Annotated in this window: 23 protein-coding genes; 9 read left to right on the top strand and 14 right to left on the bottom strand. The window is 68.7% G+C overall.

The window, feature by feature from the left end:
• Positions 1 to 50: 50 nt before the first annotated feature.
• The gene (locus tag FBY28_RS04065; RefSeq protein ID WP_019512408.1) at positions 51 to 1157 is read left to right on the top strand and encodes a branched-chain amino acid aminotransferase; all 1107 of its coding nucleotides are present in this window, start codon (positions 51 to 53) and stop codon (positions 1155 to 1157) included.
• A 75-nt stretch (positions 1158 to 1232) separates the two neighbouring features.
• Here FBY28_RS04065 and FBY28_RS04060 read toward each other — a convergent pair whose 3' ends face one another.
• From FBY28_RS04060 to FBY28_RS04035, 6 genes are all read right to left on the bottom strand, one after another.
• Positions 1233 to 3065, bottom strand: a complete 1833-nt coding sequence (locus FBY28_RS04060; RefSeq protein WP_141864467.1) for a hypothetical protein — start codon at positions 3063 to 3065, stop codon at positions 1233 to 1235.
• Positions 3066 to 3428: 363 nt separating this feature from the next.
• A complete protein-coding gene (locus tag FBY28_RS04055) occupies positions 3429 to 4838 on the bottom strand; it encodes a protein adenylyltransferase SelO (protein WP_141864465.1) in 1410 nt (469 codons plus the stop codon).
• 10 nt (positions 4839 to 4848) lie between these two features.
• On the bottom strand, positions 4849 to 5571 hold the full coding sequence (locus FBY28_RS04050; RefSeq protein ID WP_141864463.1) for an adenosylcobinamide-GDP ribazoletransferase: 723 nt from the start codon (positions 5569 to 5571) through the stop codon (positions 4849 to 4851).
• Entirely contained in the window at positions 5568 to 6662 is a 1095-nt protein-coding gene (gene cobT / locus FBY28_RS04045; RefSeq protein WP_141864460.1) for a nicotinate-nucleotide--dimethylbenzimidazole phosphoribosyltransferase, read from the bottom strand. The genes FBY28_RS04050 and cobT overlap by 4 nt, the downstream gene beginning before the upstream one ends.
• Positions 6659 to 7207: a bifunctional adenosylcobinamide kinase/adenosylcobinamide-phosphate guanylyltransferase gene (locus tag FBY28_RS04040; protein ID WP_216847491.1), complete on the bottom strand. Its 549-nt coding sequence runs from the start codon at positions 7205 to 7207 to the stop codon at positions 6659 to 6661. The genes cobT and FBY28_RS04040 overlap by 4 nt, the downstream gene beginning before the upstream one ends.
• A gap of 9 nt (positions 7208 to 7216) precedes the next feature.
• The gene (locus tag FBY28_RS04035; protein ID WP_141864458.1) at positions 7217 to 7906 is read right to left on the bottom strand and encodes a DUF3043 domain-containing protein; all 690 of its coding nucleotides are present in this window, start codon (positions 7904 to 7906) and stop codon (positions 7217 to 7219) included.
• Positions 7907 to 7978: 72 nt separating this feature from the next.
• On the opposite strand from FBY28_RS04035, the gene FBY28_RS04030 reads away from it, so the two are divergent.
• Positions 7979 to 9058 carry a glycerate kinase family protein gene (locus FBY28_RS04030; RefSeq protein ID WP_141864453.1) on the top strand — a complete coding sequence of 360 codons (1080 nt, stop codon included), beginning with the start codon at positions 7979 to 7981 and terminating at the stop codon, positions 9056 to 9058.
• Positions 9059 to 9097: 39 nt separating this feature from the next.
• Entirely contained in the window at positions 9098 to 9454 is a 357-nt protein-coding gene (locus FBY28_RS04025) for a HesB/IscA family protein (RefSeq protein ID WP_019512416.1), read from the top strand.
• A 104-nt stretch (positions 9455 to 9558) separates the two neighbouring features.
• On the opposite strand, the gene FBY28_RS04020 is transcribed toward FBY28_RS04025, so the two are convergent.
• A complete protein-coding gene (locus FBY28_RS04020; protein WP_141864451.1) occupies positions 9559 to 10167 on the bottom strand; it encodes an Rv0361 family membrane protein in 609 nt (202 codons plus the stop codon).
• A gap of 148 nt (positions 10168 to 10315) precedes the next feature.
• Between FBY28_RS04020 and FBY28_RS04015 the strand changes: the two genes are divergently transcribed.
• A complete protein-coding gene (locus tag FBY28_RS04015) occupies positions 10316 to 11299 on the top strand; it encodes a carbohydrate kinase family protein (RefSeq protein WP_141864448.1) in 984 nt (327 codons plus the stop codon).
• On the opposite strand, the gene asnB is transcribed toward FBY28_RS04015, so the two are convergent.
• Positions 11300 to 13231: an asparagine synthase (glutamine-hydrolyzing) gene (asnB, locus tag FBY28_RS04010; protein WP_141864446.1), complete on the bottom strand. Its 1932-nt coding sequence runs from the start codon at positions 13229 to 13231 to the stop codon at positions 11300 to 11302.
• Between the two features lie 126 nt (positions 13232 to 13357).
• On the opposite strand from asnB, the gene ctaC reads away from it, so the two are divergent.
• The 4 genes from ctaC (at position 13358) to FBY28_RS03990 (ending at position 16443) form a co-directional block, all read left to right on the top strand.
• Entirely contained in the window at positions 13358 to 14398 is a 1041-nt protein-coding gene (ctaC, locus tag FBY28_RS04005) for an aa3-type cytochrome oxidase subunit II (protein ID WP_141864444.1), read from the top strand.
• A gap of 9 nt (positions 14399 to 14407) precedes the next feature.
• Positions 14408 to 14827 carry a cytochrome c oxidase subunit 4 gene (locus FBY28_RS04000; RefSeq protein WP_141864443.1) on the top strand — a complete coding sequence of 140 codons (420 nt, stop codon included), beginning with the start codon at positions 14408 to 14410 and terminating at the stop codon, positions 14825 to 14827.
• 132 nt (positions 14828 to 14959) lie between these two features.
• Positions 14960 to 15778: an MmpS family transport accessory protein gene (locus FBY28_RS03995; protein WP_141864441.1), complete on the top strand. Its 819-nt coding sequence runs from the start codon at positions 14960 to 14962 to the stop codon at positions 15776 to 15778.
• The gene (locus FBY28_RS03990) at positions 15778 to 16443 is read left to right on the top strand and encodes a DUF2561 family protein (protein WP_141864439.1); all 666 of its coding nucleotides are present in this window, start codon (positions 15778 to 15780) and stop codon (positions 16441 to 16443) included. Before FBY28_RS03995 ends, FBY28_RS03990 begins: the two co-directional genes overlap by 1 nt.
• A gap of 156 nt (positions 16444 to 16599) precedes the next feature.
• Here the strand turns inward: FBY28_RS03990 and FBY28_RS03985 are convergent, their stop codons facing one another.
• From FBY28_RS03985 to ctaE, 5 genes are all read right to left on the bottom strand, one after another.
• Complete coding sequence (locus FBY28_RS03985) at positions 16600 to 17178, bottom strand: mycothiol transferase (protein ID WP_141864436.1); 579 nt, start codon at positions 17176 to 17178, stop codon at positions 16600 to 16602.
• Positions 17179 to 17265: 87 nt separating this feature from the next.
• Complete coding sequence (gene qcrB, locus FBY28_RS03980; RefSeq protein ID WP_141864434.1) at positions 17266 to 18921, bottom strand: cytochrome bc1 complex cytochrome b subunit; 1656 nt, start codon at positions 18919 to 18921, stop codon at positions 17266 to 17268.
• A complete protein-coding gene (qcrA, locus tag FBY28_RS03975; RefSeq protein ID WP_019513626.1) occupies positions 18918 to 20114 on the bottom strand; it encodes a cytochrome bc1 complex Rieske iron-sulfur subunit in 1197 nt (398 codons plus the stop codon). The genes qcrB and qcrA overlap by 4 nt, the downstream gene beginning before the upstream one ends.
• A complete protein-coding gene (qcrC, locus tag FBY28_RS03970) occupies positions 20111 to 20926 on the bottom strand; it encodes a cytochrome bc1 complex diheme cytochrome c subunit (RefSeq protein ID WP_110807243.1) in 816 nt (271 codons plus the stop codon). Before qcrC ends, qcrA begins: the two co-directional genes overlap by 4 nt.
• Before the next feature lie 47 nt (positions 20927 to 20973).
• Positions 20974 to 21585: an aa3-type cytochrome oxidase subunit III gene (gene ctaE / locus FBY28_RS03965; protein ID WP_141864432.1), complete on the bottom strand. Its 612-nt coding sequence runs from the start codon at positions 21583 to 21585 to the stop codon at positions 20974 to 20976.
• 126 nt (positions 21586 to 21711) lie between these two features.
• On the opposite strand from ctaE, the gene trpD reads away from it, so the two are divergent.
• The gene (gene trpD / locus FBY28_RS03960; protein ID WP_141864430.1) at positions 21712 to 22797 is read left to right on the top strand and encodes an anthranilate phosphoribosyltransferase; all 1086 of its coding nucleotides are present in this window, start codon (positions 21712 to 21714) and stop codon (positions 22795 to 22797) included.
• On the opposite strand, the gene FBY28_RS03955 is transcribed toward trpD, so the two are convergent.
• Positions 22775 to 24610 (bottom strand): DEDD exonuclease domain-containing protein, encoded by a 1836-nt coding sequence (locus tag FBY28_RS03955; RefSeq protein ID WP_216847489.1) that lies wholly within the window; start codon positions 24608 to 24610, stop codon positions 22775 to 22777. The genes trpD and FBY28_RS03955 overlap by 23 nt on opposite strands.
• Positions 24611 to 24726 lie beyond the last annotated feature (116 nt).

Genomic DNA, 24726 nt, shown 5'->3' with positions numbered 1-24726 from the left:
ACCCGCTGGCACACGCAAAACCGCTAGCCAACGGGTTATACAATCGGGTCATGACTGACGGCCCCCTCGAATTCTCGCTTGCCCGCAACACCTCACCGGCAAGCGACGAGGTAAGGGACGCCATCCTGGCCGACCCGGGTTTCGGCCGTTTCCACACCGACCACATGGTCTCGCTGAGCTACACCCGCGCCGATGGGTGGCATGACGCGCAGGTGCTGCCCTACGGGCCGATCGAGCTGGATCCGTCGGCCATCGTGCTGCACTACGCGCAGGAGATCTTCGAGGGGCTCAAGGCCTATCGCTGGGCCGACGGTTCGATCGTGTCGTTCCGGCCCGAGGCCAACGCCGCCCGACTGCAGGCCTCGGCCAACCGGCTGGCGATCCCGGAGCTGCCCACCGAGGTGTTCCTGGAGTCGTTGCGACAGCTGATCGCCGTCGACGAGAAATGGGTGCCTGCCGCCGGTGGTGAGGCCTCGTTGTATCTGCGGCCGTTCGTCATCGCGACCGAACCCGGACTCGGGGTGCGCCCCTCCGACGAGTACCGCTACCTGGTGATCGGCTCGCCCGCCGGCGCCTACTTCAAGGGTGGGATCAAGCCGGTCAGCGTGTGGCTGTCCAACGAGTACGTGCGCGCCTCGCCCGGCGGTACCGGCGCGGCCAAGTTCGGCGGCAACTACGCCGCGTCGCTGTTGGCTCAGGCCCAGGCCGCCGAGCACGGTTGCGATCAGGTGGTGTGGCTGGACGCGCTGGAACGCCGCTATGTCGAAGAGATGGGCGGGATGAACCTGTTCTTCGTGTTCGGCAGCGGCGGCTCGGCACGCCTGGTCACCCCGGAACTGTCCGGTTCGCTGCTGCCGGGGATCACCCGGGATTCGTTGTTGCAGTTGGCAACCGACGCGGGTTTCGCCATCGAGGAGCGCAAGATCGATGTCGACGAGTGGCAGAAGAAGGCCACCGCGGGGGAGATCACCGAGGTGTTCGCCTGCGGCACCGCCGCCGTCATCACCCCGGTGTCGCATGTCAAGCATCGCGACGGTGAGTTCACCATCGCCGACGGCCAGCCCGGTGAGATCACCATGGCGTTGCGAGACACGTTGACCGGTATCCAGCGCGGCACCTTCGCCGATACGCACGGCTGGATGTCGCGGCTCAACTGATTCACAAGATTCGACAAGGGCGGGTGCGCCGGCGGTGGCCGGCACACCCGCCCTCATCGCATCTGCGGTCGTCCGCTAGGCGGCCAACTCCCAGACCAGCTGCTGGGCAACCGGATTCGGGTTGGTGGCCGTGATCAGCTCATAGCCGCTCGCCGCCCACGCAGTCATGAACGTGGCCAGCGGAACCGCCATGCCCTGACCGACGGGCTCGTTCAGCCCGCTGTCATTGACGTACACGACGGCGAAGGTACCTCCGGGGCTGTTCGGGTTGGGCACCGCGAGGTTGATGCCGATGACCGAGATCGCGTGATTGGTGGTCACCATGGTCGAGCCGTCGCCGTAGCCCAGCGAGCTCCACATGCTGCCCGCGCTGATCATGGTGATGGTGCCCTTGCCCTCCACCAGCGCCTCCTTGAGCTGGCCGAGCGCATCCTGACCGGTGCGGTAGGTGGCGTCCCCGTCGTTGAACTCGTTCATGCGGTAGGTCTCGACCTGCATTCCCAGCACGCGCAGCAGCTGGGCGGTGTCCTCGGTCGTCAGGCCGTTGGTGCCCTCGTCGATCCACATCGTGCCGGGGTGCGAGATGCTGGGGGTTTCCTTGGCCAGGTTCAGGAACTCCTGCTCGGTGGTGGCCGTCGGCCGCGTGCCGGTGAGTCGTCCCCATACCGAGGCAACCGCCATCACGGCGCAATCGTCGTCGTTCTGGTGCACGTAGAACTGCCGGCCGACCAGCGGGTCGCCGTACTGTCCGGTGCCGCCGAACTCGATCAGGATTTCCATCCGGGTGGTGCTCGGCCGGGACAGGCCGAACGCGACGGCCAGCGAGTGCAGGACGTGCTGGGCCAGTCCCGCGAGGCCGGGCAGTCGGGCCGCGGTGCCGTTGTCGGCTTCGATGACGAAGTAGTCGACGGTTCCGGGCGCCTGCAGGATGGGCTTGGCGGTGTAGGTGTACTTCCCGGTGACGGGATCGACGGTGACGGTCCCGTAGGTGGCCTGTTCGGCGACGCGGTAGGTCAGGTCGAAGCCGTTGTTGCTCTGCCCGACCACGGTGCCGACCACGCCGGTGCCCGGCACCTGCTCGGCTTTGCCGTTCTCCAAGGTCGGAGCGGCATTGTTGAAGATGAACCGCAGATGCCGGACGATGTTGTCCCACAGCGAGTTCGACTCAATGGCCGGTTCGGCCGCCGGCGTCGGTTGGGCGTTCTGGGTGGCGGTGTTCGACGAGCCCGAGGACGGTCCGGCCCGCGGGGTCGCCGCGGACTCCTCGGTGCCCGGGGTGCCGTTCTGGCCCTCGGGAGCGGTGATCTCGGTTTCGTCGATGATGACCTCACCCGCGGCCGGTTCGCCGGTGGTGGCCGGTGGCGCCGTCGATTCGGTCGGTGTGGTCGTGTCGTCGGTGGTATCGGCGGTGGTATCGGCGGTGGCCGCCGTCAACGCGGTGTCGCGCTGTTCGGTCAGCGAAGCGCGAAGTTCGGCCCGGTGCAGCGCCGCGGTCGCGGCATCGGAACCGGTGTCCTCGGTGCGGGTGTCGGTACGACCGGTGCCCGAGGTGTCGTCATCGGCCCGGGTGTCATCGGATCGGTTGTCCCCGGCTCCGGTGCCACCGGAGCCGGCGGGTGTGGGGCCGCTGAGGCTGGTGCTGCTGTCGGCGGTGTCCGTGCTGGTCGCCGAACCCGCGCCCGCGTCGGTGCCCGCCGCGCTGCTGGAACTGGACTCCGAACCGGTGGATTCGGTTTCTGCCGCCGCGGCGGCGGCGCCGGTGAACATGGCCGCGCCCAGTCCCACCGCGAGCGCGCCGGCGGCCACCCAGGCCGTGAGCCGGCGGGCGATCGGCGCGGCCGGGGGATCGTATCGACGGGTCGGCGGTTCGGTGGGTATGCGGCGGCGCCGTCGGCGGCTTGGATCCACGAGGTTTGTTCCTTTCCCGACCGGCGCGATCCCTGTTGGATCCTGTCCCGGTGCAACGGCACGTTAGGTGCTGCACCCGAGGCGCACAGCAACTTCGCAGAAATTATCAGATCCGTAAATTGAATATGCGTTTGCAACGACATCTTTGCGGGTACCGCACTGGTTGGCGGGTTTCGCGACATCCGTTATCGGTCGATGCGCAACCAGCTGTGAGCGTTAATTGCAGCTCAAAGGCAATTCTGGCAAACGCTGAAATCGTTGCTGAAAGTGTCCGCGCGGCATCTACCGCGTCGCGGCGGGTGTATCCGGTGGGCGCCGCATCCGAGACCGGGGCCACCGGCCAGCTAATGCTTGCCGCTGCGCTCAGGTGCCGCAGAAGGTGCGGTAACCGGCCGCGAATTCCTGATCGGCCGGCGCCGCGTAGCGCTGCAGGCCCGGCCGTTCGGTGAAGGGGTCGCCGATCGCATCCAACAGTCGGTGCGTCGGGGCCAGGTCCCCGCCGGTGGCCGCCGCCAGCGCCTCCTCGACCAGGTGATTGCGCGGGATGTAGACGGGATTCACGCGGTTCATCGCGGCGGTGTCCGGAGCGAGCGCACGCCAGCGTGTCACCCATTCCATGAGTCCCAACGGCACGTCGCCACGGGCCAGTCCGCGGAAGAAGGATGTGTGGTCGACGGCGTGCTCGGCCAGCAGCCCGGGCAGTTCGTCGATCAATGCGTCATTCGAATGCTCTTGTCCGAGACCGAGTTTGGCGCGCATACCGGATCGCCACGCGGCCTGATACCGCGGCGCGAACTCACCGAGGGTGGCGGTGGCGAGCTCGATCGCCGCGTCGGTGCCACCGCCGGACTGCGCCAACAGAGGCAACAAGGTCTCGGCGAAACGGGCCAGATTCCAGCCGGTGATCGCCGGCTGATTGCCATAGGCATAGCGGCCCCAGCTGTCGATCGAGCTGTACACCGTCGCCGGGTCGAACACGTCGAGGAAGGCGCACGGACCGTAATCGATGGTCTCGCCGGAGACCAGCACGTTGTCGGTGTTCATCACCCCGTGGATGAAGCCCACCAGCATCCACCGCGCGACCAGTTCGGCCTGCACCGTGATGACGGCATCGAACAACGCCAGGTACGGATCGGGCGCATCGGCGCATTCCGGGTGGTGTCTGGCGATGGCGTGATCGGCCACTCTGCGCAGCAACGCGGCGTCCCCGGTGCTCGCGGCGTAGACGAAGCTGCCCACCCGCAGATGGCTGGCGGCAACGCGAGCCAACACCGCGCCGGGCAGCACCGTCTCCCGGTGGACCGGCGCACCGGTGGCCACCACCGACAGCGACCGCGTGGTGGGGACCCCCAGCGCGTGCATCCCCTCACTGACGATGTACTCACGCAACATCGGCCCGAGCGCGGCCAGCCCGTCCCCGCCGCGGGACAGCGGAGTCGGGCCGGAACCCTTCAGATGGAGATCGCGACCGTCGGGGAGTTCGCCGAGCAGCAATGCGCGGCCGTCGCCCAGGCGCGGTTGCAGCCCGCCGAATTGGTGTCCGGCGTAGACCTGCGCGACGGGCGACGCGGTGGGCGGCAACCGCGTACCGGTGAGCAAACCGATGCCCTCACCGGATCGCAACCACTGCGGGTCCAAGCCCAGCTCGGCGGCCAGCGGCTCGTTGAGGACGGCCAGGGTGGGCTGCGGCGGAGTAACGGCCTGCCAGCTGACGGCCAGCTCGGGAAGTTCTCTGGCAAAGCGGTTGTCCAGCGCGACGGTCGACGCGGTCATCCCTCCGACGCTAGCCGACCGCCAGGCCCAGCGCCGTCAGCGTCGTCGTGACCTCCACCGAAGCCCCGAGCACATCACCGGTGACGCCGCCGAAGCGGCGCACGCAATGACCCACCAGCAGCGCGCAGACCACCAGCGCCACCAGCACCACCAGCGGGCCCTGCCATGGCCGCGGCGAGACGAAGGCGGCGGCCACGGCGAGGACGGCCGCCCACGCCGCCACGACCCACCGCGGCTGGGAACCCGCGACCAGACTGCCCAGTGTGCTGCCCGGCGCGGCCGGTACCGAACGGCGGCAGGTCGCCACCACCGCGACCCGGCCCGCCGCGACCGCGACGATCATCGCCGCAGGCCCCAGCGCGCCGAACGCAAGTCCCTGCACCACGATCGCCACGACGATGGCAGCCACCCCGAACGGGCCCGCGGTCCCGTCGCGCATCACCGCCAGCGCCCGCTCGGGCGCGCCGTAACACCCCAGCCCGTCCACCGTGTCCGACAGCCCGTCGATATGCAGTCCGCGGGTGCACAACAGCACCGTGACGACGGCGAGCACACCGGCCAGCGGACCCGGACCCCACAACGCCGTCGCGCCGACGCCGACCAGCGCTGCCACCGCCCCCAGCGCCGCGCCGACCACCGGCAACGCTGTCAACGCGCCGCGGCCGAACGGGTGCTCCGTCCTGACCGGTAGCACCGTGCCGAAGGCGAAAGCCGAGGCCAGCGGGCCGATCACGGGGTCGTGTCGGGTGCGCCGGTGACCGCGGCCTCGGCGAAGGTGGCCATCGAGGCCAGCGTGGCGACCGCCGCGCGCAGCACCGGAAGCGCCACCGCGGCGCCGCTGCCCTCACCCAGTCGCATGCCCAGGTCGATGATCGGTTCGAGCTCAAGGCGCTGCAGCGCCAAGGTGTGGGCCGGCTCGGTGGACCGGTGTCCGGCCTGCCACCAGGCGCGCGCTCCCGGCGCCAGCTCCTCGGCCACCAGCGCCGCGGCGGTGACGACCACGCCATCCAGCAGCACCGGCGTCCGGCGGATCGCGGCCTGGGCCAGGAACCCGGCCATGGCCGCCAGGTCGGCACCGCCGCACACCCGCAGCAGCCCGACCGGATCGGCCACCACGGCGCGGGCCCGATAGAGCGCATCGCGAATGGCCGAGGCCTTGCGCGCCCAGCCCGCATCATCGATCCCGGTGCCGCGCCCGATCACCGCCACCGGCTCCGAGCGGGTCAGGGCGGCGATCAATGTGGTTGCCGGCGTGGTGTTTCCGATCCCCATATCGCCGGCGATCAGCAGATCCGCACCGCCGTCGACCTCCTCGTCGGCGATCGCGCGCCCGGCGGTGATCGCCGCATCGGTCTGCTCGGCGGTCAGCGCATCCTCGACCGCGATATTGCCGCTGGCGCGCCGGATCCGGTGGCTGCCGACGGCGTCGGACGTCTGCTCGGCGTCCACCGCGATATCGGCGACCCGGACGCCGGCCCCGGCCAGTTCGGCGAGCACATTGATGGCGGCACCGCCCGCGGCGAAGTTGGCGACCATCTGCGCGGTCACCTCCGGGGGAAACGCGGACACACCGGCCTGGGCCACACCGTGGTCCCCGGCGAACACCACCACCCTGGCCCGTTCGAACTGCCGCGGCGGACACAGGCCCTGGCAGGCCGAGACCCACACCGAGAGCGCCTCCAGGCGCCCCAGCGAGCCGGGGGGTTTGGTCAGCGTGAGCTGGCGGAGCAAGGCGGCCTGCCCGGCGTCGACGTCGGGCGTGAGCACAGTGGGGAACACGTCGGGGAACCCAGCGGGAACCTCGGTGGGGAATTCTGTGGTCATGACAACTCCTTCACGGCCAGCGGTTGGCCGGCGACGACGAGCACCACCCGGTCGCACACCTCGGCAAGCCGCTGGTTGAGCGTGCCGAGCTCATCGGTGAACAGTCGGCCGGCCGGCGTCGCCGAGACCACCGTCAGCCCGACCTCCGGACTGACCAGCACCAACGGCCCGGTGACGGTGTCGACCGCGGCGCACAGCTCATCGATATCGGCGCGAACCGACCCGCCGGTCCATGCATCGCGGCGGTCCATCACCGCGGTGAGCCAGCCGCCGATATCGTCGACCAGCGTCGGGGTCATCGGATCATCGCGCAAATGCGTTGCCACATCGGCAGATTCGACGGTGTGCCAGTGCGGTGGCCTGCGGTCGCGATGGGCGGCCACCCGCGCCGACCAACTGTCCGCACCCGCGGGCACCGGCCCGGTGGCCAGATAACGCACGGTCGGGGACGCGGCGAGCAGGCCCTCGGCATGGCGTGACTTACCCGACCGGATACCGCCGAGGACGAGCGCACGCACCCCGGACCGGGCCGGGCGAGTGGGCATGGGCCCGACTCAGACGTCGTCGCCGCGGTTGACCTGCGGGCGTGGGGCGCGCATCCGGCGCAACTGCGAGGCGCGGCTGGCGGCATAGAAACCCAACTTGAACCCGGTTTCGGTGTTGTCGGGGAACTTCTCGTCGACCTTGCGGTTGACATAGCGGCCCACGATCACCCCGTCGATGACCATCACGACCAGCAGCACCGGCATCGCGAACGACAGCGGCTGCTGCACGGCGGGCGAGGGGACCGACAGGGTCACCAGGATCAGGCCGAGCGCGATCGGCATGAACAACCCGAGCAGATTGCGGCGGGCATCGACCAGGTCGCGCACGTAGCGGCGCACCGGGCCCTTGTCGCGGGGCAGCAGGTAGGCGTCGTCACCGGCCATCATGCGTTCCCGGCGATCGGCCATATCGGCGCGCCGGGTCAGCTTCTGGGCCTTGCGCTCCTCCTTGGACAACTTCGGTCCCGCGACGGCCTTACGGCGCTTACGGGCCTCGGCCGTCGTCATGGGCGCCGGCGCCACCGGACCGCGCTTACGGGCCGCCTCGCTGCGCTTGGGGGTCGGTCGGCCCTTCGGCGCGGTCCCCGTGTTCGTCCCCGAGTTCTTGGCCTCGGCAACATCGGCCGCCGAGCCCGACCGTCCGGCGGATTCCGCGTCCTCCGGTTCGGGATTGTCCTTGTTTCGGCCGAGCAGCTTCACGCCCGCAAGGTTACTTGCCCGAGCCCCGAGGCCCGGCATGCACCTGCCAAAGCCACCCTCTACGCTGCTGGCATGACTGGCCTGGCGGTACTGATAGCGCCGGACTGCTTCGGCGACACCCTCACCGCGGTGCAGGCCGCCCGGGCGATCGCCGCGGGATGGGCCGAGGCCCGCCCGGCCGACACCCTGACCCTTGCCCCGCAATCCGATGGCGGCCCGGGCTTCGTCGAGGTCCTGGCCAGCAGGCTCGGCGGGCTGCGGCCGGTCACGGTGCACGGACCGCTGGGCGGCTGGGTGGACGCGCACTGGGTGCACCACGGCGAGACCGCCTATATCGAGTGTGCGCAGGCGTGTGGTCTGACCCTGCTCGGCAGGCGCCCGGATCCGGAGACCGCCGTCACCGCCGACACCCGCGGGGTCGGGGAACTCGTCGCGGCGGCCGTCGGGGCGGGCGCCCGGCGGATCGTCGTCGGCCTCGGCGGCAGCGCGACCACCGACGGCGGCCGGGGTCTGGTCGAGGCACTTGGCGGACTGTCCGCCGCCCGTCGGCGGCTCGCCGGGATCGAACTGATCGCGGCCAGTGACGTCGAACACCCGCTGCTGGGACCGATGGGCGCGGCAGCGGTGTTCGGCCCGCAGAAGGGTGCCGACGCCGCGACCGTCGCGCTGCTCGAAGAGCGGCTCACCGAGTGGGCGGGCCAACTCGGGCCGGGTATCGCAGAACAGGCCGGGGCAGGCGCGGCCGGTGGGCTCGGCGCCGCGCTGCTGGCCCTCGGCGGCCGCCGCGAATCCGGGGCCGCCGTGATCGCCGAGCACACCCGGCTGGCCGACGATCTGGCCGCCGCCGACCTCGTCATCACCGGTGAGGGCCGTTTCGACGACCAGTCGCTGCACGGCAAGGTGGTCAGTGCGCTGGCCGGTGGCGTGCGCGAACGCGATGTCCCCGTGCTGGTGCTGGCGGGCCAGGTCACCCTGGACCCGGCGGCACTGGCCGAGGCGGGGATCGCGGCCGCCCATTCGGTGACCGATTTCGCGGGTTCGATACAGCTGGCCATGGACGATGCGCAGGCCCAGCTGACCGGACTGGCCCGGCGCACCGCGGCCGACTGGCCCGCACGGCTCGGGAATAGCGACCGAGCAAGGTACCGTTGAAGACATCGCGATTGCACCAGCACTTCTTCAGGAGATGCAATGACTGTTCAGGACGACACCACCACCGAAACCCATGGTGCGGTGCTGACCGACGCCGCGGCGGCCAAGGCCAAGGCGCTGCTTGACCAGGAAGGCCGCGACGACCTGGCGCTGCGCATCGCCGTGCAGCCGGGCGGATGCGCCGGACTGCGCTACAACCTGTTCTTCGACGACCGCACCCTTGACGGTGACCTGACCACCGAGTTCGGTGGGGTGGCGCTGACCGTGGACCGGATGAGCGCACCGTATATCCAGGGCGCCACCATCGACTTCGTCGACACCATCGAGAAGCAGGGCTTCACGATCGACAACCCCAATGCCACCGGGTCCTGCGCCTGCGGCGACTCGTTCAACTGATCTGACCGGCCGGCCGCACGCCGGCAGGTCGATCACGCTCTCCCGGACCGGCTGACTCGTTCAGCCGGTCCGTTGCGCTTTGTCAGCCCGTGCGCTGCACTCTGTCAGCCCGTGCGCTGCACGTAAGAACACACGAGGATCTCGTCGTCGAACGCCAACAGCTGGCCGACGGCCTGCATATCGGTGCCCACCGGCACCGCGCCGCGACCCCGTCCGGACTCGGTGACCCGCATGGTGAACAACGCCTGGGCCTGATTGGTCGACCACGGCACCAGCTTGTCGATCGAGGTGACCTGGACGCGGCCGTACTGTTTCTCGAATCCGTCGGCGTTCAGCTCGGCCAGCGCCAGATCGGACTTACGGTCGGTGACCTCGTCGTACAACCCGCACAGGGTGTGCCGGGCGATCACCTCGACATCCCCGTCGGCCAGGGCGTCCAGAAAACCCTGGATGGCCGGTTGCACGGTCTGGGCCGTCATCGGCTCGGGGCCGGAGTCCCGTCCGGTGAGCACCACCGCGGTCCCGGCGACCACCGCGACCATCGCGACGGCGACCGCGCCGATCACCAGGTATCGCCGCCGGTTGCTCCTGGGGTACGGCACCGGCGGGGGCAGGGCGCCCGGATACCCGAACTGCCCGGCTCCCGGCGGCCCGCTCGGCGGTGGAAAACCTTGCGGGGGAGGGGAATCGGGATAGGGCGCGGGGCCGGACATGGGGTGCTTTCCGCAGTCTGGGATGAAGATCGGACTGATAAGCAGGCTAGCGCACCCCGGGCCTACGGCATCGGCGCCGAAGCACCGCCGTCCATGCCTCTGTAAGGTGCGCCTAGCTAACTTGATGACTTTCGAAGGGCGTTTTTTCGTGACCATTGCGGTGACCGGATCCATTGCGACTGACCATCTGATGAAGTTTCCCGGCAAGTTCTCCGAGCAGCTGCTGCCGGATCACCTCCAGAAGGTGTCGCTGAGTTTCCTGGTCGACGACCTGGTGATGCACCGCGGCGGCGTCGCGGGCAACATGGCCTTCGCGATCGGCGTGCTCGGCGGTGATGTCGCCCTCGTCGGCGCGGCAGGCCAGGATTTCGGTGAGTACCGCCGATGGCTCGACGACCACGGCGTCAACACCGAGAACGTGCTGATCTCCGAAAGCGCCTACACCGCGCGGTTCGTCTGCACCACCGACGAGGCGATGGCCCAGATCGCGTCGTTCTACCCGGGCGCGATGTCCGAGGCCCGCAACATCGACCTCGCCGAACTCGTGAAGCGCAGCGGTGCACCGGAACTGGTGATCATCGGTGCCAACGACCCGGACGCCATGTTCCGCCACACCGACCAGTGCCGCGAACTGGGCCTGGCCTTCGCCGCCGACCCCTCCCAGCAGCTGGCCCGCCTCGACGGTGAGCAGATCCGCCGCCTGATCGACGGCGCGACCTACCTGTTCACCAACGACTACGAGTGGGATCTGCTGCTGCAGAAGTCGGGACTGTCCGAGGCCCAGGTCATGGGCCAGATCAAGTTGCGCGTCACGACGCTGGGGGAGAAGGGCGTCGACATCGTCGGAAGCGATGGCACCTTCGTGCACGTCGGCATCGTCCCGGAGCGCCATCAGGCCGACCCGACCGGCATCGGCGACGCGTTCCGTGCCGGGTTCCTGACCGGCCGGTCCGCCGGGCTCAGCCTGGAACGGTCGGCTCAGCTGGCCTCGCTGGTGGCCACCCTGGTGCTGGAAGCCACCGGTCCGCAGGAGTGGACCTGGGACCGCGACTCCGCGGTGGCGCGCATCTCCGAGGCCTTCGGCGCCGAGGCCGCCGCCGAGATCGGTGCGGCGATCGGCGCCACCGGGTAGTTACAGCTGCACCGGGTAGGTCGGTTCGCTGATCTGCGGTGACACCGTGCCCTCGACGAAGATGGCATGCCACAGCATGAAGATCAGCACCGTCCACAACCGGCGGCTGTGATCGCCGGATCCGGCGCGGTGATCGTCGAGCATGGTGCGCACCGCGGCCAGATCGACCAGATCGCCTGCCTGCGACGTCTCGATGGTGTGCTGAGCCCAGTCCAGCAGCGGGCCGGCCTTGAGCCAATGCCGGATCGGCACCGGGAAGCCCAGCTTGGGCCGGTTGAGCACATGCGCGGGAACGATCGGCTCCAGCGCGCGGCGCAGCGCGTACTTGGTGGTGGTGCGGGTGATCTTCTGGTCGTAGGGCAGCCGGGAGGCCACCTTGAACACCTCGGGGTCCAGGAACGGCACCCGCAGTTCCAGCGAGTTGGCCATGGTCATCTTGTCGGCCTTGACCAGGATGTCACCGCGCAACCAGGTGAACAGGTCGATGTGCTGCATGCGCGCCACCGGATCCCAGCCCGCCGATTCGGCGTACAGCTGCGCGGTCACGTCGGTGTGGGTCCAGTCCGGCCGGAACCCGGGCAGGGTGGCGCGCAACTGCTCGTCGGAGAAGCTGCGGGCGTTGCCGTAGTAGCGCTGCTCCAGCGTCATCGAACCGCGGTGCAGCAGGCTCTTGCCCCGCATGCCCTCGGGCAACGGGCGCGACGCCTTGCCCAGCGACCGCCGCAGTGGCCGCGGAATGTAATCGAACGCCTTGAGCGACAACGGCTCCCGGTAGATGGTGTAGCCGCCGAAGAGCTCGTCGGCGCCCTCGCCGGAGAGCACCACCTTGACGTGCTTGCGAGCCTCGCGGGCGATGAAGAACAGCGGTATCAGCGCGGGATCGGCCACCGGTTCGTCGAGGTACCAGACGATCTCGGGCAGTGCGGCGACGAACTCCTCGGCGCTGACCACCTTCGTCACATGGCGCGCCCCGATCGCCTTCGCCGATTCGACGGCGACATCGACCTCGGAGAACCCCTCCCGCTCGAAACCGGTGGTGAAGGTGATCAGTCGTGGATTGTGCCGCATCGCCAGCGCCGCGATGGCCGTCGAATCGATACCGCCGGACAGGAATGCACCGACCGTCACATCGGCGCGCATGTGCTTGGCGACGGAGTCCTCGAGCACCGCGGTGATCTCGTCGTAGCGGGCCTGCTCGGCGCCGTCGACGAAGGGCACCGCGGCGAACCGCGGGCGGAAGTAGCGGCTGACCACCGGCGCCCGGCCGGGCCGGATGACGGCGTAGCTGCCCGATTCCAGCCGACGGATCCCGCGGTGCAGCGTCTCGGGCTCGGGCACGTACTGCAGCACGGTGTAGTGCTGCACGGCGCGCTCGTCGATATCGAGATCCAGCCCGGCCGTCGGGGCGAGGTCGATCAGGCACTTCTTCTCGCTGCCGACGACGGTCCCGCCCGGCCCGGTGGCCATGTAGAGGGGTTTGATGCCGAACGGATCGCGGGCGCACAGCAGCTCGGCGGTCTGGGTGTCCCAGAGCGCGAAGGCGAACATGCCGCGCAGCCGATTCAGGACATCGGTGCCCCAGAAATGGAAGCCCGCGACGATCGCCTCACCGTCACCGTCGGTATGGAAGACCGCGCCGAACTCCTCGCGCAGCGCCTCCCGCAACTCCAGGTAGTTGTAGATCTCGCCGTTGAACACCAGCGCGTAGCGATCGGGGGCCTCGGCGGGTCCCCAGCGCAGCGGCTGATGACTGTGCGCGATATCGATGATCGACAGTCGGTTGAAACCCAACACGACATCCTCGTCGGACCATGTTCCCGGTTCGTCGGGGCCACGGTGACGCATCAGATGCGAGGCCCCCGAAACCGCTTCGACCAGCATCGGAGTGGTCTGAACGGTCGGGTCGGTCAGATACGCCAGCAGTCCGCACACCGCGCCAGTATGCCGAATCGTGCGGTCGCTTCGCTCGACCCGGCGGGCGTGGTCTACGCTGCGTAGTATTCGCCAAGTTTGACCGACCGCACTGCGGTTCACCGACTTCATCTAGGAGGCGCCAACGTGACCGCTCGCGGGGTTCGTTTGGTGGCGTTGTCATTGGTTTTGGGTGGTACGGCCATCCTGCTGAGCGGCTGCAGCTACCAGGAGATCTTCGGACTCGGCTGGCCGCAGGGCATCACCCCGGAGGCGCGGTTGAACCGCGACCTGTGGGTGTGGTCGGTCATCGCCTCGTTCGTCGTGGGCGGTATCGTGTGGGCGCTGATCTTCTGGACCAGCGTCTTCCACCGCAAGAAGGCGACCGACACCGAACTGCCTCGTCAGTTCGGCTACAACATGCCGCTTGAGCTCGTGCTCACCGTCGTGCCGTTCCTGATCATCTCGGTGCTCTTCTACTTCACCGTGGTGGTGCAGGAGCGGATGCTGCACAAGGATCCCAATCCCGAGGTCGTCGTCGACGTCACCGCCTTCCAGTGGAACTGGAAGTTCGGCTACCAGAAGGTCGACTTCGCCGATGGCACGCTGGCCTACGACGGTGTCGACAACGAGCGCAAGGAAGCCATGCGTTCGGTGCCCGAGGGCGTCGACGAGCACGGTATCGAGCGCGTCGGGCCGCTGGCGGGCAAGAACAGCGAAGACCGCAGCTACCTGAACTTCAACAAGATCGAGACGCTCGGTACCAGCACCGAGATCCCGGTCCTGGTGTTGCCCAAGGGCAAGCGCATCGAGTTCGTCATCGCCTCGGCCGATGTGATCCACGGTTTCTGGGTGCCGGAGTTCCTGTTCAAGCGGGACGTGCTGCCCAATCCCAAGGAGAACAACTCCGACAACGTGTTCCAGGTCAGCGAGATCGAGCAGACCGGTGCCTTCGTCGGGCGCTGCACCGAGATGTGCGGCACGTACCACGCGATGATGAACTTCGAGGTTCGTGTCGTGGAGCCCAACGACTTCAAGGCCTACCTTGAGTACCGCGAGGCCAACCCGGAGGCCACCAACGCCCAGGCGTTGCAGGCCATCGGTCAGGACCCGCTGGCCACCACCACCTTCCCGTTCGACACCCGCCGCGGTGAGCAGGTCGGCGCCCCCGCGCAGGCGAGCAAGTAAGGACCACGCATGCATATCGAAGCCAGGCTGTTCGAATTCCTGACCGGATTCTTCGTGGTGGCCGCAGTGGTGTACGCAGTGCTGACCGCGCTGTTCGCCAACGGTGGCATCGAGTGGGCGGGTACCACCGCGCTGGTGCTGTCCACCGGTCTGACGCTCATCACCGGCACCTTCTTCCGCTTCGTGGCACGGCGCCTGGACACCCGGCCCGAGGACTACGAAGACGCCGAGATCAGTGACGGTGCCGGCGAGTTGGGCTTCTACAGCCCCCACAGCTGGTGGCCCATCCTGATCGCGCTGTCCTTCTCCACCGCCGCCGTCGGTGCGGCGCTGTGGCTGCCGTGGCTGATCGTCGCGGGCATCTGCTTCGTGCTGGCGTCTGCCGCCGGACTGGTCTTCGAGTACTACACCGGCCCCGAGAAGCACTGACCCACCTTCGGCCAGGTCACAACCGTGCGTCAGTTGGTCGGCGTCCAGTGTCGGCCCGGTCCGGATGGTCGCGGTGTTGGGTAATCTTGCCGAGGCAGCAGTCGAGATGGATAGGCCGAGGTTTAGTTGCAGATGAGCGGGCCGTCAGGACCGGAGTCTTCGGGCGGGGACAGGGATAAGAAGTCCCGGTCCGACGAGACCGATATCCATTCGCGGGCGTACTCCGCCCCCGAATCCGAACAGTTCGTCAGCGCTCCGTACGTGCCGCCGGACCCGGCGCTCTACGACTACGACAACTACGCACCGCTGGAACCCGAGGACGACCGGCCGCCGCGCTGGCCGTGGGTGGTCGGTGTCGTGGCCATCGTCGCCGCGATCTCCCTGGTCGCCTCCGTCGCCCTGCTGGTGACGCGTACCGATAGCGACAACATGGCCAATCCCACGACGTCCACCACGACGGCGCCGCCGGTGCAGGATGCGATCACCACTACCACGCCTCCGCCACCACCACCGCCGCCGCCGACCACCGAGGAGCCGCCGCCCCCGCCGCCGGAAACGGTGACGGTGACCCAGGAGCCGCCGCCCCCGCCTCCTCCGCCGCCGGCCGAGGAGCCGGCACCGCCGCCGGCCACCAGCGAGGCGCCGCCCCCGCCTCCGCCGACGACGACGCGGCCCGCGGGACCGCGGCAGGTCACCTACACGGTGACCGGCACCAAGGCTCCCGGTGACATCATCACCGTCACCTATATCGACGCGTCGGGCCGCAGCCGCACCCAGCGCAATGTCTACATTCCCTGGTCGCTGACGGTGACCCCGATATCGCAGTCGGAGGTGGGCTCGGTGCAAGCGTCCAGTCTGTTCCTGGTGAGCCGGCTGAATTGCTCCATCACCACCAGTGACGGGACAGTCCTGTCGTCCAATACCGGCAACGCCGCGCAGACGAGCTGCTGATGCCGGATATCACGACACCAAGGACATCGCGGACACTGTCGGGCCCGCCCGACCTCGACCGCATCCTGCTCGGCGTGTGCGCCGCGGTGTGGCTGGCCGCCCTCGGTGTGTCCGTCGCGGCCGCGGTGCGCCTCGTCGACCTGGGAAGTGGGCGCGGCACGGTGCGCGCCGAGCTGGCCGAGGCCTCCGGTTCGCAGACGCCGTGGGTCCTCTACACCGTCATCGGGGTGTCCGCCGTGGTCATCGCGGTGGCGATCCCACTGCTGGTCCGGGCCCGTAAGCAGAGCAGCGAGCGCCCGGTGCGCAGCTTCACCCCGGCCGGGGGGTCGGTGTCCGAGGACATCGCCGCGATCACGCCTCGACCTGGTCGACGACGCGCCGCCGAGACGCCGGTCGTCGGTACCGAGACCGCCGTACGTGCCGGTGCACTGCCCGCGGTCGTCGAACAGGTCTATCTGCGCTGCACAGCGAGCGTGCTCGCCGCCGTCGGCGCGGGCACCCTCGCCGTGGCCGTGGCGACTTATCTATTGGCCGGCGACAACGAGACCGGTGCGATGGCGCTCTTCATCATCGCCGGGCTGGTCACCCTCGCCATGCCCGCGCTGCCGTGGTTCTTCCTGCGCGAGCTGCGCTCGGTGCTGGGGTTGGGCACACCCGCAGCCTGAGGTTTTCGGGAGTCGACGAGCGTCTCCCTGCCTTCAGTCGTAACGGTGGGTTGGCCGCCGAAGCTGAACCGGGGTAGGGGATGTGGCCCGGCGGACCTACCTGAATGCCGTGTCGACGCGGACGGTGCCGCTCTGACTGAACACAGGTAGGCCGGGCTAACCGGAGCCCGGGCGCCAATCCTGCGGTGGGTCCTCGCCGACAAGGCCGTCGACGGCCTCACGCAGCAGATCGGCATGCCCGGTATGCCTGCCGTACTCCTCGATCAGATCGCACACGCTGCGCCGCAGGCTCGCCCGGCGACCATCGGACCAGACGATGCTCACCGGCTGGTCGAGGCCGCCGTCGGCCAGCGCCGCCGCGAGCCTGGTCCTCGACCGCGCGACGGTCTCATCCCACAGCGCGTACAGCCGAGCGGGGGAGTCCTGCGCGGCGGAGGTGAAATCCCAGTCCGGGTCGGCATCCCAGTCGGCTTCGTCCTGATAAACGCTGTCCCAGGGCTCGCCCATGGCGGAATCGTCCAGACCGGGGCCGAATCGCTGTGCCTCGGCACGTGCCAGGTGTTTGAGCAATCCGCCGAGGGTGAGTGTGGAGGCCCCGATCCGGGTGTCCAACCCTGCGGCGTCCAGGCCGTCGGCCTTCCACCGGAACGTATACCGCAGCCGGTCCAGTACGCCCAGCAGATGCTGTTCCTCGGAGCCGGACAGGGGTGGCTCCCATGGCGGGTCGACGGACATGAGCCTCAGACTAGCCACCGGGGTAGGGGAGTGGAGCACGAAAAAGGCCCGCGCAGTCAGACTGCGCGGGCCTCTTTCGGTCGATCTCTAGTGGTGTCCGTTGGAGCCATTTCCGTTCGAGCCGTTGGAACCGTTGGTGCCCTGGCTCTTGCTGAGCACCGCGAGCGCCTTGTGCTCGGCGGCGTGGGCCGCCTCGGTGAGCGCCTCGTGCTCTTCGATCGGATCGGCCTTGAGGAAGCTACCGGTACCCGGCGAACCGGCGGACCCGAGCTTGTTCATCCGCTTCGGCAGCGCAGCACCCTGGTACTCCAGCGGGATCGGGTGTCCGTGCTCGTCGACCGGTCCGAGCGGCTGGTGCAGCTCGATGTAGGCGCCGTGCGGCAGGCGGGTGATGATGCCCGTCTCGATACCGTGCTCAAGCACCGCACGGTCACTGCGCTGCAGGCTGATCGCCCACCGGTAGGTGATGTAGTAGACGATCATCGGCAGCACGACCATGCCGATACGGCCGATCCACGTGGTCGCGTTGAGCGAGATGTGGAACTTCAGCGCGATGATGTCGTTCATGCACATGAAGGTCAGCAGGATGTAGAACGAGATCGCCGCGGCGCCCACTGCGGTCCGTGTCGGAGCGTCACGCGGACGCTGCAGCAGGTTGTGGTGCGCATCGTCGCCGGTGAGCTTCTTCTCGATGAAGGGGTAGGCCATCAGCAGCACGAACACCAGGCCCATGCCCATGGCGACCCACACCGACTGCGGGATGGTGTAGTTGCCGATGTAGAACTCCCAGGCCGGCCAGGTACGGGCCAGACCGTCGGTCCACATCATGTAGAAGTCAGGCTGGCTACCCGCCGAGATCTGCGAGGGCTTGTACGGGCCGAGCACCCAGATCGGGTTGATCTGCAGCAGACCGCCCATCAGGCCCAGCAGGCCGGTGATCATGGCGAAGAAGGCACCGGACTTGACCGCGAACACCGGCATGACGCGCACGCCGACGACGTTCTTCTCGGTGCGGCCGGGGCCGGGGAACTGGGTGTGCTTCTGGAACCACACCAACGCCATGTGCACGCCGATGAGCGCGAGCATGATGCCCGGGATCAGCAGGATGTGCAGTGCGTACAGGCGCGGGATGATGATCTCGCCGGGGAAGTCGCCGCCGAAGAGCGCCCAGTGCAGCCAGGTTCCGATGACCGGCATACCGAGGGTGATCGAGGAGAACGCGGCGCGCAGGCCGGTGCCGGAGAGCAGGTCGTCGGGCAGCGAGTAGCCGAAATAACCCTCGAACATCGCCAGGATCAGCAGCAGCGAGCCGATGACCCAGTTGGCCTCGCGTGGCCTGCGGAACGCACCGGTGAAGAAGATGCGCGCCAGGTGCACCATGATCGACGCCGCGAACAGCAGGGCCGCCCAGTGGTGGACCTGTCGGACGAACAGGCCGCCGCGGACCTCGAAGCTGATCTCAAGGGCCGATTCGTAGGCCCGTGACATCTGGATACCGCGCAGCGGCTGGTAGACGCCCTCGTAGGTGACGTGTGCCATCGACGGATCGAAGAACAGCGTCAACCACACACCGGTGATCAGCAGGATGATGAAGCTGTACAGAGCGATCTCACCCAGCAGGAACGACCAGTGGGTGGGGAAGACCTTGTTCAGGACTCCGCGCCGCACCGCCTCCGAGGGGTGATAGCGGGAATCGATCGCATCACCTTGTGCGGCTGCGATATCAGCGAGCTTGGGACTCATGATTTCCGCTCCCAGAATGCCGGTCCGACGGGTTCGATGAAGTCGCCGTTGGCGACCAGATAGCCGTCCTTGTCGATGGTAATGGGCAGCTGCGCCAAGGCTCGGGCAGCGGGGCCGAAGATCGGGCGCGCGAAGTGCAGCGCGTCGAACTGCGACTGGTGGCACGGGCACAGGATCCGGTAGGTCTGCTGCTCGTACAGCGACGACGGGCAGCCCAGGTGCGAGCAGACCTTCGTGTAGGCGAACAGCTCACCGAAGTTGAAGCTCTCCTGGCCCTGACGCTTGACCACGCGCGGCATGTCCTGGGGCTTGATGCGGATGAGCATGACCGGGTTGCGGACGCCCATCGCGATCTCGAACAGGTGGTGCGACGACTCGACGGTGGTGCCGTCGCCGTCGGACTCACGCCACGGGAACACGGTCTCCATGCCGCCGGCGTCGATGTCCTCGGGACGCATCTTGACGAACGCCGACTCGCCGGGCAGACCGGTCGCGCGGGCCACGTAGATCGTCTCGCCCTCGTAGCGGGGGGTCCAGCCGGAGGTCCAGAGCACGGCCTTCTTGCCCTCGGCGGTCGGCACGACCGGCTTCCACGGGTTCTTGATCAGGCCGCCCATGAAGGCCACCAGGGTGCCGAGGCCGAAGGCGCCCAGGCCGATACCGGCCGACAGGCCGATCAGCTTGCGACGCTTGATCGTCGAACCCTCGAGCGCATCGGTCAGGTTCGCGACGATGGTCTTGCGGTGGATTTCCGCCGACGCGCCGTCATGGCGGTCCTGGATGGTGATCTCTTCGGGGATGAACTTCTTCTGGAAGAGCACCGCGCCGACACCGATCGCCAGGATCGACAGTCCGAAGGTCAGGCCGTAGAGCGGGGTGGCCAGCGTGTAGAGGCGCTCGCCCTCGCCGCCGTAGGGGACGTACTCCCACGGCCAGAAGAGGAAGACCAGCAGCAGGGCCAGCCCGGAGAAACCGCCGAGCAACAGCCAGTAGGCGACGGTGCGCGAGGCGCGCTTCTCGGCCTTGGTGCCCTCGACCGGCCAGCGCGGCTCCTTGTAGACGATCTCGACACCGTCGAGCTTGCCGCCCAGTTCGAGCAGCTCCTCGCGGGACATCTTCGCCAGTTCTTCGTCACTGGGCTGACCGGGGACCGGCCCGCCCGAGGTGTCACTACCCTTGATGTTCGCGCTCATGCACGAGCTCCGATCCACATCGTGATGCCGACTGCGGCCACGATCCCGATGATCCAGATGGCCATGCCTTCAGTGGTGGGGCCGAAGCCGCCGAGACCGTAGCCGCCGGGATCCGGGGTGTTGGCGGCCTCGACCACATAGGTGACGATGTCGGCCTTTTCCTCGGGGGTGAGCTGACGATCCGAGAACTTCGGCATGTTCTGAGGTCCGGTGAGCATCGCGGTGTACACCTGCGCGGGGACCTTCGCGGCCTCACCGAGGTCGGGAGCGTACTTGCCGGAGGACAGGGCTCCGCCCTTGCCGGTGAAGTTGTGGCAGGAGGCGCAGTTCAACCGGAACAGGTCGCCACCGCGGGCGACGTCGCCGGCCAGCAGGGACTCATCGGCGATCTGGCCGTTGGCCTCGCGCGGGACGATCGGCCCGCCACCGTTGGCCTGGACGTAGGCGCCCAGTGCGTCGATCTGATGCTCGTCGAAGACCGGGTCCTTGCGCGGGGCCTGCGCCTCGCCGCGCATCGCGGGCATCCGGCCGGTGGAGACCTGGAAGTACACGGCGGCCTCACCCGTGCCGATCAGGCTGGGACCGCGGTCGGTGACACCCTGCAGGTTCGCGCCGTGGCAGCTGATGCACGAGGTGTCGAACAGCTGCTTACCGGTGCGCAGCAGCGCCGACTGCGACTCGTCGGCCACCGCCACCTGAGGTGTCGGCGTCAGCGTTGCGGCGACTACACCGGCTGCCGACAACCCGAGCAGCAGCAGCAGCGCTGCCGACACACGGCGTCGAAACCGACGGCGGGACTTGGTGGACGACATCGATCCCCTTCTCATCTTTGAGGTCAACGGACGCATCGGCGAGCCGGTCACCGTACGAAGTAGATGACTGCGAACAGCGCGATCCACACGATGTCGACGAAGTGCCAGTAGTACGACACGACGATCGCGGCGGTGGCCTGTGCGGGAGTGAACTTGCTCATCCGGGTGCGGATCAGCAGGAAGATGAAGGCGACCAGACCGCCGATCACGTGCAGGCCGTGGAAGCCGGTGGCCAGATAGAACACCGACCCGTATGCACTGCCCGGGATCGTGGTGCCGTTCTCGACCAGGTGGATGTACTCGTAGCCCTGGCCGAGCACGAAGAACGTGCCCATCAGCAGCGTGATCACGTACCAGCGGCGCAGCCCGAAGACGTCACCCCGCTCGGCGGCGAAGACACCCATCTGACAGGTGAAGGAGGAGGCGACCAGAACCGCGGTGACCGGTACGGCCAACCACAGGTTCAACTCGGTCGGCTCGGGCGGCCATGCGCCCTGTGCCTGAGCTCGCGCAGTGAAGTACATCGCGAACAGTCCAGCGAAGAACATCAGCTCACTGGAAAGCCACACGATGGTGCCGACACTGACCATATTCGGCCTGTTCAGCGAATGTACGCGAGTGGTGATCGCGGTCCCCGAGGTCCCAACAGCGCTCGTCACAGGTGCAAGTATGACGCTTTGTAGTTGACGAACACCAGCCGGGTTCAGAATTGGGCGGAAACCCGAGGCGGTGCACCACTGGTGACGGCCGGATAACGGTGTGCGTACGGGCGATAACATCACGGCGTGTCATCCGCTGAGAACGTCTCCGAGAACCTCACCTGGCCCCTGATCCTGGGTCGGCTCACCACGCATCAGGATCTGTCGCGCGGCCAGTCGGCGTGGGCCATGGACCAGATCATGACCGGCTCGGCCACCCCGGCACAGATCTCCGGGTTCGCGGTCGCGATGCGGATGAAGCGACCGACGTCGGCCGAAGTGACCGAACTGGCCGACACCATGCTCAAGCATGCCCGCCGGATCCCGGCCGCACTGATCGGTGACCGGGCGGCCGATGCCGTGGACATCGTCGGCACCGGCGGCGACGGCGCCAACACCGTGAACCTGTCGACGATGGCCTCCATCGTCACCGCCGCCTCCGGCATCCCCGTGGTCAAACACGGCAACCGCGCCGCCTCGTCGCTGTCCGGTGGCGCCGACACCCTGGAGGCGCTGGGCGTGCGCATCGACCTGGGACCCGACGAGGTGGCCCGCAGCGTCGCCGAGGTCGGTATCGCCTTCGCCTTCGCGCCGCAGTTCCATCCGTCCTACCGGCATGCCTCGGTGGTCCGCCGCGAGATCGGCGTGCCCACGGTCTTCAACCTGCTGGGTCCGCTGACCAACCCGGCCGCGCCGCGTGCCGGGCTGTTCGGTTGCGCCTGGGGTGATCTGGCCGAGGTGATGGCCGGGGTCTTCGCCGCCCGCGGTGCCAGCGCGCTGGTGGTGCACGGCGATGACGGTCTCGACGAACTGACCACGACGACCACCAGCACCATCTGGCGGGTGCAGGCAGGCACGGTGGACCGGCTGACGTTGGACCCCGCCGCGTTCGGTTTCCGGCGGGCCGATCTCAGCGAACTCGTCGGCGGCGATGCCGAGGCAAACGCTGCCTCGGTGCGCGCGGTGCTGGGCGGGGCCCAGGGCCCGGTGCGCGATGCGGTGATCCTCAATGCCGCCGGCGCAATGGTCGCCCACGCCGGACTGACCAGTGATGCGCAATGGACGCCGTCCTGGGAGTCCGCGCTGGCCCGGGCCGCCGAGTCGATCGACTCGGGCGCGGCGGAGCGACTGCTGGCCAACTGGGTGCGCTTCACCCAGAAGGCCGCAAGCTAGCGCGGTCCGCCCGGCGCGGCGGATGCACGCCGTAGCGGTCGTCGAGCAGATCGGTCTCGGGTCTGCCCGCCGCCAGCTGTGCGGTGCGTGCACGCACCGCCCAGCCGGCCCAGTGCATCGCCGATCCGATCGGTGACGCGTAGCCGGGCTCGGCGGTCACGATGCGCACCCCGGGAGTGGTCAGCCACCGCGCGATCAGCCCCGTCTCCTCGACCAACGCACCGCCCAGCGGGGCGTCCTCGACCAGGATCGTCTGTGCCGCAGCGGTGATGGCGTCCACCACCGGCATCGGGGGAACACCGCGGCGGGCGCAGCCGGCCGAGGCGAGCTGCCCGTGCCGGATGACCGCGAGGTGCCAGCCGCCCTGGCCATCCGGCTGGGCGGCCACGATCTGATCGACATCGGCCAGGGCGCGCAGCTGTTGGCCACGGGCGATCTTCTCGACCGCGGTCGCGGTGTGATCGCGCAAGCGGGCCGCGGTCTCGTAGCGGTGTTGGCCGGCCAGCTCCTCGATCTGGCCGACGACATGGGCGATGACGCGGTGGTCGACGCCGTCGATCAGATCGGCCGCCCGGCGCGCGGCCGAGGCGTACCCGGCCATATCCGCACCGGGCGGGGCCGGGCAGGGGGAGAGCTCGCGTTCGGCGCAGCGGTGCTGCGCGCTGCGGGACAGCCGGGCGGTGCAGGTGCGCAGACCGGCGCCGCGGGCCAGCACCTCGGCGGTGTCGACGGCGTCGGCTCGTGCGCTGAACGGCCCCAGCGCGCGCGGGCTGCGCGGGCGGCGGACCACCGACAACCGGGGGAATGCCTCCTCGGTCAGGGTGATCCACCACCACTTGCGCGGGAATTTCGACCGCCGGTTGTAGGGCGGCGCGTGGGCCGCCAGCAGCCGCAGTTCGCGCACCCCGGCCTCCAACTGGTGCGCGCACTCCACATGGTCGACGCGGGTGGCCAGCGCGACCATCTCCTTCATCCGGGTGCGCGGATCGGCGCCGGTGAAGTACTGGCCGACCCGGCGGCGCAGGTTGACCGCGGTGCCCACGTAGAGCACCTCGTCGGCAGGCCCGCGGAACAGGTAGACCCCCGGGCTGCTCGGAACACCCTGGGCCAGATGGCGTTTGCGACGTTGTGGCGCACTCTTGTCGGGTAGGTAGCCACGCAGTTCGGAGTAGGTGTGCACGCCCTGGTTGCCGACCCGTTCGATCAGGCCGTGCAGGACGTCGACGGTGGCACGGGCGTCATCGAGGGCCCGGTGGGTCGGCGTGGTCGAGGCGCCGAACAGCCGGGCCAGCGCGGAGAGCTTGACCGAGGGCGCCTCGTCGCGGGTCAGCACCCGGCGGGCGAGTTTGACCGTGCACAGCACCTGTGGCCGCGGCCAGGCCAGTCCCTGTCGTTGCGCGGCGGCTCGCAGGAACCCGATGTCGAAACCGGCGTTGTGGGCGACCAGGACCGCGCCGCGGGAGAACTCCAAAAAGGCCGGGAGCACCGTGTGGATCTTCGGCGCGTCGCGCACCATCGCCGTGGTGATTCCGGTGAGCTCGACGATCTGCGGCGGGATGACGCAGCCGGGGTCGACCAGGGTGGCCAGCTCCCCGAGTACCGCGCCGCCGCGGATCTTGACCGCACCGATCTCGGTGATGGCGTCGTGCTCACGGCTGCCGCCGGTGGTCTCCAGATCGACCACCACGAAGGTCGTGTCGGCCAGCGCGATCCCGGCTTCCGGATCGGCAAGCGGGTCGGCCCAACCTTTGGCCCAACCACCGGCCCAACCATCGGCCGAACCGTCGAGGTCGGCGAAGCTCAGCTGCGGCACATCGGTGACGGTAACCGTGGGCGGTGACATCCCCGGCCGCGTGCGCACTCTCGACCGGCGGGCCCTGTCGGTGCCCGTCGTTACGGTGCGGGGGAATCGCCGGACGACCCGGCGCA

Origin of the sequence: Arthrobacter sp. SLBN-53, from assembly GCF_006715585.1 — a bacterium.
Lineage (GTDB): Bacteria > Actinomycetota > Actinomycetes > Mycobacteriales > Mycobacteriaceae > Mycobacterium > Mycobacterium neoaurum_A.
The sequence above is the reverse complement of the archived record's forward strand: the minus strand, read 5'-3'. Positions and strand labels throughout refer to the sequence as shown.